The organism is Bacillus sp. FSL R5-0585 (assembly GCF_038004545.1).
Lineage (GTDB): Bacteria > Bacillota > Bacilli > Bacillales > Bacillaceae_G > Bacillus_A > Bacillus_A cereus.
In genome coordinates, this window is the sequence record NZ_JBBORJ010000001.1 from 1,017,843 (window position 1) to 1,033,404 (window position 15,562).

Below are 15,562 nucleotides of genomic sequence, written 5' to 3' on the forward strand. Positions count from 1 at the left end.
ACAAAAACGCATATACCTTCGAATTATATATATGGATAACATAAATATGTATATAAAAAGGGGAGAAATAAGATGAAAGAAAAAAAAGAAATGTTTCAAGAAATCGCTGAGGTGTTAAAGGTATTGGCGCATCCAGTTCGTCTATCTTTAGTAAAAATAATGCTTGCAAAAGGTCCTACTAATGTAACAACAATGTATGGGGATTTACAAATGCCTCAAAGTACAATTAGTCAACATTTATCTAAACTAAAAGCTGCTAAAATGGTTACAGGTACTCGGAAAGGATTAGAAATTTATTATGAGGTAACTGACAATCGCACAAAATCAATATTAGCATGTTTAGTTTAAATGATGATTTCTATTTCAAAATAAAAAGCGCTATTCTTTTCTATGATTTTACAGAGAGAATAGCGTTTTTTATTTTTAAGGAGTATCTTTTTATTAGCTTGATGGTGGAAGGGTATTATCTCTAAAATACAAAAATATTGCTTTCGCTTTTATTCTTTCTCAGGGGTTTGAGCTCAAAAGGTCGACTATCACTTTGTTTCCAATGAACTGGATAGTGGAAGAACTTATATTTTTGAATAGAGGGCATTCTATGTTTTTGATATATTAATAGTTGGGGAACAGAAATAAGGGGGGATATAGAAATGGAATTATTTGATTATTATAAGCGAAAAGGAAAGATGAAACTGTTAATTGGGACGGGTATTTTTATTCTTGCTTTATGCGCTGTATATGAAGATTGGGGACATATTAATTGGGGGCAGTTTATCTTTTTTGTTATCGCTGCTTCTATCTTTTTGGGAATTGGATTTTGGCAGTTAAGAAAAGGAAAGTTGATACAAAAGAATATGATAAAAAGTAATGCAACATTTTGGGATGTTGATACTTTAGTTGTATTAGAATTACCAAAAAGAAACAAGCAATTTGGTTTATATCATCCTGATGGTAAGTATATAGCAGGAACAAAGATGGTTTCATCAAATATTCTTTTTTCAGTAATACCTTTTTTACATAATAAAGATGTTTACGGATTAGAAACGAGTAGTGGGGAAATTCTAGCTTATTTTCATACTGAAGTGGACGGATATGATTGGGTAATTTATGACTCGAATTATAACCAAATTGGTATGTTTAAAGAAAAAATGATACAAGGATTTACTATGATACGAGGTACTTTGATGACAGATAAAGCCACAAAATTGTCAGATGTAGAAGTTGAGTTTGATTTTATTCAAAGTACTCTCCGTACAATAGACGGACGTACATTAGCAATTGGTAAGCAGGGATATATGCCTATAGAATGGAGCGAAAGGTTTATGGGCTTAAATGTACCTACTATTACCTTAGGTTCTAATGCGTCTAATAATGAAAAAATTCTCGGTTTAGGGGTGCTTCTTTATAGCTTACGTACAATTGAGATTAGAAAAAGTAGAGCGAGCGTTTAATGAGGCGGAAGTAGTGTTTATATGCGAAACTTTATAGAAATCTCATTTTTCTAATTGTATCTTTTTAGATTGATGGATGTGGGGTCACGTCCATCAATCTAAGAAAACAAGTTAGCTAAAAAATGATGAAAATAAACTTTATAGAAATAAAAAATATGAACGTAGAGGATGAAACAAAGTATATAGTGCTTTTTTAGTCATGTAATCTTTTAATCTGATGATCTTTTCCCCATTCAAACAGATTATCCATTATTTGCATTAAAGATTTTCCGTATTCACTTAGTGTGTACTCAACCTTTGGTGGAACTTCTTGATATACGGTACGATAGATAATCCCATCAGCTTCAAGTTGCCGAAGTTGTTGTGTAAGAACCTTTTGTGTAATGTTTGGGATTTCTCGTTTAATTTCATTTGTTCGCATTTTTCCATCCGACAAAATACATAAAATATGAACTTTCCATTTTCCACCGATTACATCGAGTGTTGTTGCAATTGGGCAATTATCATTTTGATTCATATAACACCTCCACAGGTACTTTAAGGTTCCTATAGCACTTTAAAGTACGTACTTTTCAATTATATGTGACTCATTCATACTAATACGTAAAGGGTTGAATAATTTATAAAGGGGATGAAAAAAGATGAAAACACTTGTAATTGTAGCACATCCTGATATTGAAAAATCAAAAATTAATAAAAGATGGATTGAAGAACTTGAGAAATATTCGGATGAAATTACGGTGCATGAATTGTATAAAGTGGCACCGAATTGGGAGTTTAATATTGAAGAAGAGCAAAAGTTATTAGTAGAACATGACAGATATATATTTCAATTTCCGCTTTACTGGTACAGCACACCACCATTATTAAAAAAATGGTATGATGATGTATTAACGTATGGATTTGCGTACGGATCACAAGGAGATAAAGTGAAGGGGAAAGAATTTGGTTTAGCTATTTCTATAGGTGGATTAGAAAAAGACTATGAAAATAGTGGAATTATAATGGATGAGTTGACGAAACCATTCCAAGCTACATGCTTATATACAGGTATGAAATTTATACCTTCCTTTTATTTATATGGTGCAGAATATAAACTAAGTGATGGAGAGATTGATAAAAGTGCACCTGAGTATGTGCAATATGTGATGAACAAGAAGTATTCTAATATATAATGAAAAATATCCATTTACTTGTGAAGTAAATGGATATTTTATATTTTCGTTATATTCACTAAGTGTAATCTTTAGTAAATTAATAGTTAATCTGGTAAAATAAAAAACCTAACATATATAAAGGGGAGTTTTACTTGAGAACGATGCAAAAATTACTACAAAAAAGAGCAATGCAATCACCAAATTTGGAAGCGCTTGTAGGGGGGGAGAAAAGATATTCGTTTCAGCAATATAATGAACGAGTAAATCAGTTTGCACATTATTTGTTACATAATGGTGTGCAAAGAGGAGATCGTATAGGAATACTATGCAAAAATAATCACCCATTTCCAAGCGTTATGATGGCAAGTTTAAAAATTGGAGCGGTATTTATTCCGCTAAATCATCAGCTGACTGTTTATGAATTAGAAACGATTGTAAAAGAAGCGAAATTAAAAGTGTTAGTTATTGATGAAGAATTTAATGAAGTGTTATTAAAGGTTGATGCTGTTAAAGAAATTCCTTATGTAATTCAAACGACAAAAGAAGACTTTGGTTCATTTGAATTAGAGTTGCAAAAACAGCCAACGACAGAACCGAACGTAGAAGTTCATGAAGAAGACGATGCCATTTACTTGTTTACATCAGGAACGACTGGACAGGCGAAAGCATGTGTAATTGGACATAAAAACTTACATCATTATTTTGCTGAAATTGCGGGACAAAGAGAAATCCCAGCAGGTGAACGCTTTTTATCTGTGCATCCATTGTTTCATATGAGTGGCGTGCTTTCTATTTTAAATTGTATTTATCATGGCGTTACGATGATCTTCTTAGCTGATTCGAATCCTGCTCTTATTTGGGATAAGATTGAAGAAGAGAAAATTACTACGATGCTTGCTTTCCCAGCCGTTTATAGTTACATGCTTGATGAACTAAATAAAAAAGAACGTAACATTTCAACCTTTAAAGTAGCACAAAGCGGTGGTACAAAAGTGCCAGAAACACTCATTCAAAAATATATGGAAAAAGGTATATATATGGTGCAAGGCTATGGTAGTACAGAAGGTTGGGTTGTAACCTCATGGCATCCAATGATGGGAAAAGAAAAGATGTCTTCTGTAGGAAAGACCTTGAAAAATGTAGAGGTGAAAATTGTTCATCCCGAAACAGGACATGAATTAACGACAAATGAAGTTGGAGAGATTCATGTGAAAAGTCCATACATGTTTAAAGGATATTGGAATAATGAAAAGGCGACAAAGAAGGTAGTAAAAGATAACTGGTTTAACATGGGTGATGCTGGCATGATAGATGATGATGGATTCCTGCATATTATGGGAAGATATAAAGACGTTATTATACGCGGTGGTGACAACGTATATCCAGATCAAGTAGAAGATGTTATTCATGAAATACATGGTGTTTTAGAAGTTGCAGTAGTTGGAGTTCCAGATGACTTTTGGGGAGAGGTTCCAAGAGCTTACATTGTGAAGGATGGCGAAACAACATTAACAGAAGAAAGTATTCTTCAGTATTGTAAAGAGAAATTAGCAAGCTATAAAATACCAGAAGTAGTATTCATAGATGAGTTACCGAAAAACGCTTTAGGAAAAGTGTTGAAGAGGGAATTACGAGATGCAGTTCTTGTGAAATAGAAAATTATGAAACGATGGAGAACCCAGTTATGTATAAAGCATGACTGGGTTTTTATGTATCAAAAACATAATGATTTACTAGATTTTGTATTTTGTGTAAGATAATAAAGAAAATTCAATTAATATTTCGAGGGATGAAATTAAATGAAGCTATCGTTATTAGAAGTAGAGACGGATAGACTCATTATCCGTCCATTTCAAAAAGCTGATTATGAAAGTTGGTTAGATTGATTTTCTTATTGATTATAAAAATAAAGAAATGGACAAATAAGGAGAAAAGAAAATGAAGACTATAAACGTATTTCATTATGACGCATTTACGAATAAACCGAATATGGGTAATCCAGCAGGTATTGTATTAGAAGCAGGTGGATTAACGGAAGAGGAAATGCAAATTATTGCTGAAAAAGTTGGATATAACGAAACTTCTTTCGTTCTTCCTTCAGAAGTAGCGGATATAAAAATGCGCTACTTTACACCTGGTTTTGAAATGGATTTATGTGGTCATGGGACAGTAGGGACGATATATGCCTTGCGCGAAAAAGGTTTATTAGAAGAGAAAAGTAACCTTACGATTGAAACGAAGGCTGGGATTTTACCGATACAAATAGGTGTAAATGAAAATGGAGAACCCTTTATTAAAATGAGACAGGCAGCACCTCAGTTTAAAGAATTTACAGGTTCAAAAGAAGAATTAGCTCATAGTATCGGTTTAGAAGTAAATGATTTAGATGTAAGTTTACCGATTGTATATGGAAGTACTGGTAATTGGACTGTAATTGTACCGATTAAAAATCTTAATGCATTTGAGAGAATGAAACCTAATAATGCTGCATTTCCATCAGTATTAAAAGAAATACCTAATGCTTCTATTTACCTAATTTGTCTAGAAACTTATGATGAACTAGCACAAATGCACGGCCGTCATTTTTCATCAGCTTACGCTGGGACGATTGAAGATCCAGTGACAGGAACAGCTTCAGGTGTAATGGGAGCGTATTATGCGGAGTATTTAGAGAAAGATTTTGAACATGAATTGGGTTTAATCGTTGAGCAAGGACAGGAAATAAATAAAGATGGTCGTGTAACTGTTTATGTAACGAAAGGGATAGAAAACGAAAAGTTAAAAATAGATATTGCTGGAACAGCGGTGTATGTGAAAGAGCTTGAAATTTCGATATAAAGTGAAACTTTAATCAGTGGGGGTCTTACTGCTCGGTGAATAGCGCGATAAAAAAGAAAGCCCGGAATACATCCGGACTTTCATTATCTGTTCAATACTTCAATGTACGAAGCATTTCCAGTTGTTCTTAAAGTGGAGCGGAAATTATTATTTTCTAACGCCTTAGCAACTTGTTGTAATTGCTGTGCATCATCATGATGAATAAGTAAGCTGTCAGCACCGCTTTCTTCTATATGAATGTGTTCGACATTTCCGATTGCATCATGTACAGCTTTTAAAAATTCAGGTTTCATATGTGTCCTCCTATATGTATGTAACGTTGTAATTTAGTATTTCCTTATTTATGAAATATAAAAGTAAATGAAAGGAAAGGAGAAATAAAATGAATATAAAGCAGTTTAACGAACATATAACATCACTATTTGGAGAGGACCTTCATAAATACGGCGATGATGAATATGGTTTTACTCATATAAGTAAAGATGAATTTCACAAAATCGGTTACACAACAAATTTGACAGTAGAGACGATTGAAGAAGCGTATAAAAATGGAGTCGATATGATAGTTACACATCATGCGCCGTGGAGTTTTTTATTTGGTATGGAAGAGGCTTGTATTGAGAAATTGAAGCAATATGAAATGAATCATTTTTGGATTCACTTGCCGTTAGATTTTGTAAAGTTTGGCACGTGTACTTCGTTATTTAACGAAATTGGGATAGATACAATACTGGAATATTCCACGTATGAGGAAGAAGAACTACCGGGAATAGGAGAATATAAAGAATCGATTCCTTTTTCAAACTTAGTTGGAAAACTTGAAGAAAGAATGGAAGAGAAAGTGAAGAGCTGGAGAAATCACGATAAACCAGTAAAACGAATCGCGATTTTAACCGGTGCAGGAAACAATACAAATTTGATTGAACGTGCATTAGAAAAAGGGTGTGACACGTACATAACAGGTGAAAAAACATTATATACAGTTCAACATGCGAAATTTAAAGGGATTAATTTAATTGTAGGCAGTCATACGTTTACAGAAGTGTTTGGTGTAGAAAGTTTGGCTCATAAATTACAAGACATAGACCCTGCAATAGAAATTATTAGAGTATATGAAGAGCATTTAGAGTGATAAAATCACGTTATCATAAATGAGATATGGAAGAAAGCCATTGTAATAAAATAAAATTGTTGTTTGTTATATTAGGATGGTTGGGAGGATTTCCCTTGCGTTTGTCAAATAATAGTAAAGTTGTCTTTTGAATTAAGGGAATCTTCCGAATTAAAGGGTGAGAGAATGGACATTTCAATAATCACTGCACAACTAGTTAAGGAAAAAGTTATTTCACATTATCCAAATAGCGTAAAAGCATTAAACGGGGGAACGGCAAGTACTATATATTTGTTAGATGAACAATACGTTGTAAAGTTGAATGAATCGGATGTCATACGTGAAGAAGCTTATTTTCTTCAGTTTTATAAAAAGGACGAATTATTTCCAAAGCTTTTATATAAGGAACCTTTAAATCGCTATATTGTTTACTCATTCCTTGAGGGCACAACTTCTTGCAAACTAGGCTATAAACGGAGTGTTCTTTGTAAACTTGTAAAAGAAGTTATCAATGAGTATGAAGTAGCTACAGAGGTTGATGGCTGGGGATGGAAAGAAAATTCGGTTCAATCTTGGAGTGAATTTTTAACAACAAATGTGATAGAAGCTCATGAAAATGTAAGACGTTACATAAGTGAAGAAGAGTATAGAACGGTTCTTAAGTTAGCGAATAGGGACGCTGGAATAAATCAGCCGTTTTTATTGCATGGTGATCTTGGATTTCATAATTTTATATTTCAAGAGAATAAACTGCACGGTGTAATTGATCCTTTACCAGTGTTAGGAGATCCTATATATGATTTAATTTATGCGTTCTGTTCAACTCCGGAAGATTTAACAAAAGAAACGATTGGTTATGCGATGAAACAATGTGTATTTCATAAAAATGACCGTGATTTATATGAAGAAATAGTCATAGGATTATATTTTCGTATAGATACATGTTTACGGCACCACCCGAAAGATTTAAAAGATTATTTAGAAGCTTGGCGTTATTGGATGGGTGAGGTTGAGGTGACTTTATAGTACAAATATTTTTGGGGAGATAGTGAGATGAATGTTGCAGAAGCGAAAAAGGATTTAGCAATAAAAACGAAGAGAGGCTTACCGATTATATTAGCCGGCGTTTTATTTTGGGTAGTTATGAGTATAACAGGATTTGTTCTTTCTGAAAAACAAGTGGTGTGGGTATATTTAATCGGTATGGGCTGTGTGTTTCCTTTTGGCTTAATGATAGCTGCTATATTGAAAATTGATATGTTTGCGAAAGGAAATCCGTTAGGGATTTTGGCTGGATTAATTGGTGGGATAAATGTATTGAATATTCCACTTGTATTACTTGCCTATTTTCAATTTCCAGAATGGTTACCTTTTGTAGTAGCAATGTTAATAGGTGTTCATTTTATCCCGTATGTATGGATTTATGAAAGCAAAAGTTATGGTTTATTATCAGTAGGGACTGTATTCGTAACGTCAGTTTGCGGGATTCTTTTTGCAGAAAAAGGATTTACTGTCATTCCATTATCGGTTACAGTTGTCTATTTACTTACTTTTATAAGTTTATTAATTGAAAATAAAAAAGCAGATCATTATCAACAAAAATTAGCTTAATAAAAATATAGGGATAGGGGAAATTATGATGAAAAATTTCGTTTGTACAACGTGTGGCGTGCAGTATGCAGCGAGTGTAGAAGAACCGGTGAGTTGTCATATTTGTGATGAAGAAAGGCAGTATGTGAATCCGAAAGGGCAGTCTTGGACGACTTTAGAAAATTTGCAAACAGATGATACATATAAAAATGAAATAATCAAAGAGGAAAATGGACTTTATAGTATTACGACAAAACCAGGATTTGCGATCGGTCAAACGGCATTTGTAGTGAAAACAGAGTCATATCGTTTACTGTGGGACTGTATTACGTATTTAGATGAAACGACAATTGCGAAAATAAAAGAGCTTGGCGAATTAGATGCGATTGCATTGTCTCATCCTCATTATTATTCAACGCAAGTAGAATGGGCAGAGACATTTGATGTACCAATTTATATACATGAAGATGATAAAGAGTGGGTGATGCGTCCGAGTAGTCGTATTATTTATTGGTCTGGTGAGTCTTTACAATTAGCTGATGGATTAGTCATTCATCGTTTAGGGGGACATTTTAAAGGTGGATCTGTCTTACATTGGGAAGAAGGTAATGACGGAAAAGGGATTTTGTTAACAGGTGATATTATTCAAGTTGTAGCGGATGAGCGGTGGGTAAGTTTTATGTACAGCTATCCAAACTTAATTCCATTACCAGCGAGAAAAGTGGAAGAAATGGTGAACCGAGTGAAGCTGTTACAGTTTAATCGTTTATACAATGCTTTTCATCGAGTAGTAAAAGAAAATGCAAATGAGGCAGTTGAACGTTCTGCTGAAAGATATATAAAAGCAATAGAAGGAAAGTTGTTTCATACGTAAAAGGAGAGTAGCTTAATGAAAACGTTAGTATGCTTTGGAGATAGTATTACAGCTGATGAAACATTTTTTGATGGAATGCCGAGATTAACACCACGTTTGCAAGAGATGTTTCCGAAGTGGAAAGTAGTGAATGCAGGTGTTCCAGGGGATAATACATTTGATGCGTTAAATAGGATTGAAGAAGATGTAATATCATATAAACCAGATTTCGTAACAGTTTTTCTTGGTACGAATGATGCAGTTTCTTTTTCTCAAGTGTCATTACAAGCATATAAAGAAAACTTAGAGAAGATTGTGAACCATATTTCATCAGATAAAGTACTACTGATTAGTCCTGCACCAGTTGATGAAGAAAGACAGCGTAATAGAACAAATAGAGTGCTTGGTCAGTATGCAGACGTGGTGGAGAAAGTGGCGAGGGAAACAGGAAGTTATTTTCTAAACGTATTCGCTGAAATGATTCAAGAACGGGATTATAAAAGATTTGTAGAAAATGGTGAAAAAGATGGATTACACTTTGGACCAGAAGGCTATGAGTATGTAGCGAGGTTAATTGGTGAAAAGTTAAAAGGAATTTTATAAGGAGCAAAGCACTTAGTGCTTTGCTTTTTCTTGTTTTTTTGCAGTCTATAAACTTATTCACCGCTGTAATTTGCACAGATATTTTGTTTTTTTTATATGCGTAAAAGGTTAGCTCTGTTTTAAAGTAATATAAATTTATTTTTAAAAATTTATATTTCGTAGTTGAAAATCAATAAAGGTGTAACTATAATAGTTACAGTGAGTTTGTTATTTTGAAATGTACACATTGAATTACAAGAATGAAGGGAGTTTTTATGTAAATCAAAAAGTTATAAAAATCTATTAACTTTTATAATAAGATAAAAAGCTTTTCGGTTCATACACATTATTAAATATGTTAATTCTAATAGAAAACTAGAGGTGGAAAGATGAAAAATTTTAAAGGTATGTTGATATCATCACTTGCAATTACAACTTTTGTTGGGGTAGGTACGACATTTGTAACAAATACAGTACATGCTGCCAATAACGATTCTAGTAAAATACAATTTCGTTCTAATAAGAGTATAAACACAACAACTAGCTCGAGATTGCCTGTATTATCAATCAATCCTTATGATGAACCTAGATTTTCGAGACAGGGATATCTTGAAGAGGCACCTTTAGGAATTAATGCTCCTTATGCTTGGGGAATTAAGGGAGGAGATGGTCAAGGAGCAACCTTTGTAGATTTGGAAGAAGGCTGGTTATTAAATCATGAAGATTTAGTCGGTCAAAATATTGAATTTATGTCTGGAAAAATGAGTAATGATCTTTCTCACGGTACTTCAGTTCTAGGTGTTGTTTCTGCAGCTGACAATCGGATTGGGAACATTGGGATTGCACCAAAAGCAAAGGCAAAAGTAATTTCAGTGATCCGAGATAATGGGAGAATCGATGTAAGAGATGCTATTTTAAGTGCCGTAGATTCTTTACAGGCTGGAGATGTTTTATTAATAGAAGAATCCTTTAAATATGATGGATATGGAGATGACCCTTTACCAGTAGAAGTATACCCGAGTATATTTAACGCAATTCGCAAAGGTACAGATAAAGGCATTATTATTGTAGAAGCAGCTGGTAATGGTGGGATTGATTTAGATGAATTTAAAGACCGCAATGGTAAACAGATTTTAAATCGAAATAGTCCAGACTTTAAAGATTCAGGAGCTATTATAGTTGGAGCATCTACTGCAAGAGTTCCTCATAAACGTTTAGGTTTCTCTAACTATGGTAGTAGAATTGATGTATATGGTTGGGGAGAGTATGTTGATACATTAGATACATATCAAAATCAAAATAGTAAAGGGCAAAAAGTTACAGATCAGAATATAATGAATCGTTATACTTCTAACTTCCGTGGTACTTCTAGCGCTTCGCCTATAATTGCTGGGGCTGCTGTATCAATTCAAGGGATTGCTAAAAAACATTTAGGTAAGGCATATACACCAAAAGAATTGAGAGCAATTTTAAGTAATCCTAATACAGGCACAAAGTCTAATAATCCATCATCTGATAAAATAGGGGTTTTACCAGATTTAAAAGCGATTTTGTCTAACCTTGGATTTCATAGTGATTTGACTACCAATGATCCTATGGTATTTCCAGATAACGTAGAAAAAAATGAAGGAAAAGAAAATTCAACTTTCGTATTTCCAGGTGAAGAAACAAAAAGAACCGGGGATAAAAATTCAACTGTAACCTTCCCAGAAGAAGATTTAAAACAGGAGGAAAAAGAAGAGGGATTAATTGTTTTTCCTGATTAATAAAAAAATACTACCTTCCATTTGGAGGTAGTATTTTTTATTTCTTGTCATTACCAAGCAGGCATGAAATTTGTATTTGTTTATCTTTCATCATGAACTTAACCACAAAATCGAATGTTTGACTGTTAATTAACTTTTTCTTCTCAATCAATTACATGAATTAATCTAGAAATGCTTGCTGCAATGCTTTCAGTCCATCGCTGTATATACCGTGAAACAGATTTATTGCCTCTTCATCACTAACCTCAACAGGAGTGAACGTACCAGACCACTCTACTAATGATGTGTTACTTTCAGTACCTTTTTTCACCCGGATTGTAGATAGATAATTAGTGACTGGAAACGGTGCGTTCATGATTGAATACGTGTAGTAGCGTTCCTTATCATTGAATACTTCTAAGCGTTCTATAATTGTATCACCATCTGGATTAGCTAGATGACGTACACGACCGCCTTCAGTTAATTTACTACTAGGTATATAAGGTAACCAGTCTGGAAGGGAGTTGAAACCTCCGATTAATTGCCATACTTGTTCAGGTGATCCGAAAATTTCCATAGATATAATAGTATATGCCATGTTCATTACGCTCCTTTTCATCCCGGTATTTACGGGTAAGTAATCAGTAGGGGATAAACCGCCCCACTGATTAAAGTTTCACTTTATAGGTCCATAACTTATAGTGAGAATGAATTTTATCGCGGATTTTTTATTTAATATATAATTATAAAGTTAAAACTATATACTTTTAATAATTAAATTATATAATAAATATAGAAATGAAAATTTATGAGCAAGGAAGTTGAAAAATATGACATTAACAATGGGCTTTATTGGATTTGGAAAGTCAGCTAACCGCTATCACTTACCTTATGTAAACACGCGTAATAATATAAAAATAAAAACGATTTTTGTACGTCAAATAAATGAAAAATTAGCGGCTCCATATAAGGAAAAAGGTGTTTACTTCACTACTGATTTGGACGAATTGTTGAATGACAAGGAAATTCAAGTGGTGACGGTCTGTACGCCAGCACATACGCATTACGAATTAGCGAAAAAAGTTATACTTGCTGGAAAATCAGTTATCGTTGAAAAACCATTTTGCGATACAGTGGAACATGCGAAAGAATTATTAGCTTTAGGACGAGAAAAAGATGTAGTAGTTATGCCTTATCAAAACCGCCGTTTTGATGGTGATTTTTTAGCTGTGAAGCAAGTAGTTGAACAAGGATTCCTTGGTGATATTATTGAGATTGAATCACATATTGATTATTTCCGTCCTGGTTCAATCACTCATGAAGCTCCAAAAGAAGAAGGTTCATTTTACAGTTTAGGTATTCATACGATGGACCGCATGATTTCACTATTCGGCCGTCCAGATACGGTGACATACGATATTCGCAATAATGAAGTGGAAGGTGCGGTTGATAATTATTTCGATGTTGGTTTACATTACGGAAATCAGTTGAAGATTAAGCTGAAAACGAACCATGTCGTAGCAAAAGATTATCCACGCTTTATCGTCCATGGAACAAATGGATCATTTATTAAATATGGTGAAGATCAGCAGGAAAATGATTTGAAAGCGGGGATTATGCCTGAGAGTGCAGGGTTTGGTGAAGATTCACCGATGTACTATGGAGTTGCTAAATATCGTAATGCAAATGGTGACTGGATTGAAAAACAAATTAAAACGCCGCTTGGTGATTACGGTCGTTTCTATGATGCCGCGTATGAAACAATTATAAATGGTGCACCAAAACTTGTGAAAGACGAAGAAGCGGTAACGAATATTGAAATCTTAGAAAATGGATTTGCTGCCCCATCACCTTCAGTTTACAAACTTGAGGCTTTACATTTGAATGAATAGAAGAGAGTTTGCAGTATAAAGGAGGTATGAAAATGGCAAGCGGATCAACACAAGTAAAATACCTCGGCATTTATCAAAAGATTAAACAGCAAATTTTAGACGGTGAATATAAAATCAACGAAAAAATTCCGAGTAGCCCCGTCCTTGCTGAAGAATTTGGTGTTTCAGCACTTACGATTAAAAAAGCGCTGGATCTATTAGTTAGAGATGGCTACATCATCCGCCGGCGCGGAAGCGGAACAGTGGTGCAAGATTGGCGTCAACAGGAAAAGGCACGAATGATTCAAACTTTAACGGGTACGAAAGCTGTATACGGCAGTGAGGTAGAAAGTAAAATTATCGAGTTTGCGATTGTTGGGGCTGATGAAGTAGTTGCTGAGAAATTGGGAGTTTCAATCGGTGATTTCGTCTATAAAATCATTCGCCTCCGCATCATTCACAGCATTCCGACGATTATGGAGCATACATGGATGCCAATTTCGGTTATCCCAGGTGTTGAGGCTTCTGTTTTAGAGGAGTCTATATACTCACATATTCAAAATAAACTTGGTCTTGAAGTAGGGACATCTGTTGTCAGGGTTAAAGGAATTCGCCCAGATGATAGGGAAAAGCAGTTTATGAACTTAACAAATCAGGATTTCCTAATGCGAGTTGAACAAGTAGCTTATTTAACGGATGGACGAACTTTTGAATATTCTTATGCAGATCATCTACCCGAAACCTTTGAGTTTGAAACAGTCATTACTGCAAAAAATTATAAAGAGATATAAAAATCGGTTGAGGCAAGTATTGTCTCAACTGCTCCTATTATACGTTAATAGAATGCATCCAAGACTTAACATTTGATTTATAGAACTGTAAAGTTTAAAATTACAGTATAGTTTTTAGAAGTGAGTTGTTATCGTCTGTAAAATGTAGATAAATTAAATATTCTCGAATAAATAATATTGCTTGTATTTGATTCTAAACTGTAATTTTTTTTAATACATTTCAATAACCGATGTTTAAAATGTACGTTTCATAACATTAAAGGAGTGAGTTAAATATGGTAATTCTATATACAACAGCAAGCTGTGCCTCATGCCGAAAAGCGAAAGCATGGCTTGAAGAGCATCAAATTGATTATATTGAAAAAAACATCGTATCAAATTCTATGACAGTTGATGAGCTTAAATCGATTCTTCGTTTAACTGAAGAAGGGGCTACTGAAATTATTTCAACTAGATCCAAAACTTTTCAGGACTTAAATATAAATATTGATGAGCTCTCGCTAAATGAATTTTATACATTAATAATTGAGCATCCACTAATGTTGCGTCGCCCGATTATGCTGGACGAAAAAAGATTGCAAATTGGTTTTAACGAAGAAGAAATTCGTAAATTTTTACCACGTAGCGTCCGAACATTTTTAAACATTGAATTACAAAAGTTGGCTAATTAATAAATAATATTTCTTATGGAAAATTTTCTTGAAAGGAGGAAGCAGAAGATGATTGAAGTATGTGTTACAGTTAATTATAATGATAGAAATTATCAAACAAATGTTATTGTGAGTAAAGATACGATTTGGACAAAAATTAAACAACTGGCAGAAGAACAAGTGAAGAAACAGTGGAGTGTTTAATTTTATTTTCAACTTAAAAAGCTAAATGAAGTTATCAGATATAGGTGGGCCCGGATAGAATATAAGAGAATTAATTTTTTATGGCAAGAAGTATTCTATATGTTTTAACGTTCTAACCTATCTGTAATATTTATGGCTATAGTATATTAATATATGAAAAACAATATTTTGAATCGTAGGAGGAAAATCATGAACAGCGACTTTACCTTGGCCATACACAGTTTAACTTATTTAGCTTTACAGCCAGATCGGATGTCAACAAGTAATGCTATTTCAGAAAGTGCAGGTGTACATCCAGTACGCATTCGCAAAGTACTAAGTTTGTTAAAAAAACATAAGTTTATACAATCGAAAGAGGGGACTGGTGGCGGTTTTATTTTCGCTCGCGATTTAGATGAAATTAATCTTTGGCATATTTATCAGATAACCTCTGAAGGTGCTTTGCAGCCGAAGTGTCCAGAATCAAACAATCAGTGTGTTGTAGGTTCGAACATGCGAAAAGTTCTTTTCGCTATTTTCTTAGGTGCTGAAGAGCATCTAGGTGAATACTTAAAGAATTATACAATGAAAGAAGTTGTTGACCTTATCAATCAAGAGCGTTAAGCGGCTTAATTATTATATAGCCGTGAGTTCTTAACACTTAAATGTAATGAAAAATATTACAGTATAATTGTTTTTATATCTTTTTTATCGTCACAAAAAATATTTATAGGAAGGTG

19 protein-coding genes and 1 pseudogene are annotated in these 15,562 nt (G+C 33.8%); 17 read left to right on the plus strand and 3 right to left on the minus strand.

Going from position 1 to position 15,562, the window contains the following annotated elements; translation table 11 throughout:
* The first annotated feature begins 72 nt into the window (after window positions 1-72).
* Entirely contained in the window at window positions 73-348 is a 276-nt protein-coding gene (locus MKY38_RS05285; RefSeq protein WP_000660066.1) for an ArsR/SmtB family transcription factor, read from the plus strand.
* 302 nt (window positions 349-650) lie between these two features.
* Window positions 651-1,451 (plus strand): hypothetical protein, encoded by an 801-nt coding sequence (locus tag MKY38_RS05290; RefSeq protein WP_044584716.1) that lies wholly within the window; start codon window positions 651-653, stop codon window positions 1,449-1,451.
* A gap of 193 nt (window positions 1,452-1,644) precedes the next feature.
* Here the strand turns inward: MKY38_RS05290 and MKY38_RS05295 are convergent, their stop codons facing one another.
* Complete coding sequence (locus MKY38_RS05295; protein WP_001072981.1) at window positions 1,645-1,968, minus strand: winged helix-turn-helix transcriptional regulator; 324 nt, start codon at window positions 1,966-1,968, stop codon at window positions 1,645-1,647.
* Between the two features lie 124 nt (window positions 1,969-2,092).
* Between MKY38_RS05295 and MKY38_RS05300 the strand changes: the two genes are divergently transcribed.
* From MKY38_RS05300 to MKY38_RS05315, 4 genes and pseudogenes are all read left to right on the plus strand, one after another.
* On the plus strand, window positions 2,093-2,626 hold the full coding sequence (locus MKY38_RS05300; RefSeq protein ID WP_065224199.1) for an NAD(P)H-dependent oxidoreductase: 534 nt from the start codon (window positions 2,093-2,095) through the stop codon (window positions 2,624-2,626).
* 143 nt (window positions 2,627-2,769) lie between these two features.
* Window positions 2,770-4,263 (plus strand): AMP-binding protein, encoded by a 1,494-nt coding sequence (locus tag MKY38_RS05305; RefSeq protein WP_170965735.1) that lies wholly within the window; start codon window positions 2,770-2,772, stop codon window positions 4,261-4,263.
* Between the two features lie 144 nt (window positions 4,264-4,407).
* Window positions 4,408-4,491 (plus strand): annotated as a pseudogene (locus MKY38_RS05310) (GNAT family N-acetyltransferase); the annotation flags it as partial.
* A 55-nt stretch (window positions 4,492-4,546) separates the two neighbouring features.
* On the plus strand, window positions 4,547-5,446 hold the full coding sequence (locus MKY38_RS05315; RefSeq protein ID WP_341048290.1) for a PhzF family phenazine biosynthesis isomerase: 900 nt from the start codon (window positions 4,547-4,549) through the stop codon (window positions 5,444-5,446).
* 83 nt (window positions 5,447-5,529) lie between these two features.
* Here the strand turns inward: MKY38_RS05315 and MKY38_RS05320 are convergent, their stop codons facing one another.
* Window positions 5,530-5,739 carry a hypothetical protein gene (locus MKY38_RS05320; protein WP_070180365.1) on the minus strand — a complete coding sequence of 70 codons (210 nt, stop codon included), beginning with the start codon at window positions 5,737-5,739 and terminating at the stop codon, window positions 5,530-5,532.
* Between the two features lie 89 nt (window positions 5,740-5,828).
* On the opposite strand from MKY38_RS05320, the gene MKY38_RS05325 reads away from it, so the two are divergent.
* From MKY38_RS05325 to MKY38_RS05350, 6 genes are all read left to right on the plus strand, one after another.
* The gene (locus MKY38_RS05325) at window positions 5,829-6,578 is read left to right on the plus strand and encodes a Nif3-like dinuclear metal center hexameric protein (protein WP_341048294.1); all 750 of its coding nucleotides are present in this window, start codon (window positions 5,829-5,831) and stop codon (window positions 6,576-6,578) included.
* Window positions 6,579-6,743: 165 nt separating this feature from the next.
* Window positions 6,744-7,583, plus strand: a complete 840-nt coding sequence (locus tag MKY38_RS05330; protein ID WP_025708814.1) for a phosphotransferase — start codon at window positions 6,744-6,746, stop codon at window positions 7,581-7,583.
* 27 nt (window positions 7,584-7,610) lie between these two features.
* The gene (locus MKY38_RS05335; protein WP_078384839.1) at window positions 7,611-8,168 is read left to right on the plus strand and encodes a DUF7010 family protein; all 558 of its coding nucleotides are present in this window, start codon (window positions 7,611-7,613) and stop codon (window positions 8,166-8,168) included.
* Between the two features lie 25 nt (window positions 8,169-8,193).
* Window positions 8,194-9,021 (plus strand): MBL fold metallo-hydrolase, encoded by an 828-nt coding sequence (locus MKY38_RS05340; RefSeq protein ID WP_070180363.1) that lies wholly within the window; start codon window positions 8,194-8,196, stop codon window positions 9,019-9,021.
* A gap of 15 nt (window positions 9,022-9,036) precedes the next feature.
* Window positions 9,037-9,603 (plus strand): SGNH/GDSL hydrolase family protein, encoded by a 567-nt coding sequence (locus MKY38_RS05345; RefSeq protein ID WP_000855202.1) that lies wholly within the window; start codon window positions 9,037-9,039, stop codon window positions 9,601-9,603.
* Between the two features lie 368 nt (window positions 9,604-9,971).
* A complete protein-coding gene (locus MKY38_RS05350; protein WP_341048296.1) occupies window positions 9,972-11,348 on the plus strand; it encodes a S8 family peptidase in 1,377 nt (458 codons plus the stop codon).
* A 160-nt stretch (window positions 11,349-11,508) separates the two neighbouring features.
* Here MKY38_RS05350 and MKY38_RS05355 read toward each other — a convergent pair whose 3' ends face one another.
* Window positions 11,509-11,925, minus strand: coding sequence for an SRPBCC family protein (locus MKY38_RS05355; RefSeq protein WP_000331939.1), 417 nt, complete (start codon window positions 11,923-11,925; stop codon window positions 11,509-11,511).
* Between the two features lie 232 nt (window positions 11,926-12,157).
* Here MKY38_RS05355 and MKY38_RS05360 point away from each other — a divergent pair, with 232 nt between their 5' ends.
* The 5 genes from MKY38_RS05360 (at window position 12,158) to saiR (ending at window position 15,446) form a co-directional block, all read left to right on the plus strand.
* A complete protein-coding gene (locus tag MKY38_RS05360) occupies window positions 12,158-13,219 on the plus strand; it encodes an oxidoreductase (RefSeq protein ID WP_341048299.1) in 1,062 nt (353 codons plus the stop codon).
* Window positions 13,220-13,251: 32 nt separating this feature from the next.
* Window positions 13,252-13,989: a GntR family transcriptional regulator gene (locus tag MKY38_RS05365; RefSeq protein ID WP_000146278.1), complete on the plus strand. Its 738-nt coding sequence runs from the start codon at window positions 13,252-13,254 to the stop codon at window positions 13,987-13,989.
* 275 nt (window positions 13,990-14,264) lie between these two features.
* A complete protein-coding gene (gene spxA, locus MKY38_RS05370; RefSeq protein WP_000236189.1) occupies window positions 14,265-14,660 on the plus strand; it encodes a transcriptional regulator SpxA in 396 nt (131 codons plus the stop codon).
* 48 nt (window positions 14,661-14,708) lie between these two features.
* A complete protein-coding gene (locus tag MKY38_RS05375; RefSeq protein ID WP_000573532.1) occupies window positions 14,709-14,843 on the plus strand; it encodes a BA3454 family stress response protein in 135 nt (44 codons plus the stop codon).
* A 189-nt stretch (window positions 14,844-15,032) separates the two neighbouring features.
* Entirely contained in the window at window positions 15,033-15,446 is a 414-nt protein-coding gene (gene saiR, locus MKY38_RS05380) for an Rrf2-family transcriptional regulator SaiR (protein WP_001083465.1), read from the plus strand.
* Window positions 15,447-15,562 lie beyond the last annotated feature (116 nt).

What these genes read in the sequence shown, in the direction of transcription:
- MKY38_RS05295 (WP_001072981.1), bottom strand. Translation starts at nt 1,968, where the DNA reads ATGAATCAAAATGATAATTGCCCAATTGCAACAACACTCGATGTAATC.
- MKY38_RS05320 (WP_070180365.1), bottom strand. Translation starts at nt 5,739, where the DNA reads ATGAAACCTGAATTTTTAAAAGCTGTACATGATGCAATCGGAAATGTC.
- MKY38_RS05290 (WP_044584716.1), top strand. Translation starts at nt 651, where the DNA reads ATGGAATTATTTGATTATTATAAGCGAAAAGGAAAGATGAAACTGTTA.
- MKY38_RS05350 (WP_341048296.1), top strand. Translation starts at nt 9,972, where the DNA reads ATGAAAAATTTTAAAGGTATGTTGATATCATCACTTGCAATTACAACT.
- MKY38_RS05315 (WP_341048290.1), top strand. Translation starts at nt 4,547, where the DNA reads ATGAAGACTATAAACGTATTTCATTATGACGCATTTACGAATAAACCG.
- spxA (WP_000236189.1), top strand. Translation starts at nt 14,265, where the DNA reads ATGGTAATTCTATATACAACAGCAAGCTGTGCCTCATGCCGAAAAGCG.
- MKY38_RS05305 (WP_170965735.1), top strand. Translation starts at nt 2,770, where the DNA reads ATGCAAAAATTACTACAAAAAAGAGCAATGCAATCACCAAATTTGGAA.
- MKY38_RS05340 (WP_070180363.1), top strand. Translation starts at nt 8,194, where the DNA reads ATGATGAAAAATTTCGTTTGTACAACGTGTGGCGTGCAGTATGCAGCG.
- MKY38_RS05300 (WP_065224199.1), top strand. Translation starts at nt 2,093, where the DNA reads ATGAAAACACTTGTAATTGTAGCACATCCTGATATTGAAAAATCAAAA.
- MKY38_RS05335 (WP_078384839.1), top strand. Translation starts at nt 7,611, where the DNA reads ATGAATGTTGCAGAAGCGAAAAAGGATTTAGCAATAAAAACGAAGAGA.
- MKY38_RS05375 (WP_000573532.1), top strand. Translation starts at nt 14,709, where the DNA reads ATGATTGAAGTATGTGTTACAGTTAATTATAATGATAGAAATTATCAA.
- MKY38_RS05285 (WP_000660066.1), top strand. Translation starts at nt 73, where the DNA reads ATGAAAGAAAAAAAAGAAATGTTTCAAGAAATCGCTGAGGTGTTAAAG.
- MKY38_RS05360 (WP_341048299.1), top strand. Translation starts at nt 12,158, where the DNA reads ATGACATTAACAATGGGCTTTATTGGATTTGGAAAGTCAGCTAACCGC.
- MKY38_RS05355 (WP_000331939.1), bottom strand. Translation starts at nt 11,925, where the DNA reads ATGGCATATACTATTATATCTATGGAAATTTTCGGATCACCTGAACAA.
- MKY38_RS05325 (WP_341048294.1), top strand. Translation starts at nt 5,829, where the DNA reads ATGAATATAAAGCAGTTTAACGAACATATAACATCACTATTTGGAGAG.
- saiR (WP_001083465.1), top strand. Translation starts at nt 15,033, where the DNA reads ATGAACAGCGACTTTACCTTGGCCATACACAGTTTAACTTATTTAGCT.
- MKY38_RS05365 (WP_000146278.1), top strand. Translation starts at nt 13,252, where the DNA reads ATGGCAAGCGGATCAACACAAGTAAAATACCTCGGCATTTATCAAAAG.
- MKY38_RS05330 (WP_025708814.1), top strand. Translation starts at nt 6,744, where the DNA reads ATGGACATTTCAATAATCACTGCACAACTAGTTAAGGAAAAAGTTATT.
- MKY38_RS05345 (WP_000855202.1), top strand. Translation starts at nt 9,037, where the DNA reads ATGAAAACGTTAGTATGCTTTGGAGATAGTATTACAGCTGATGAAACA.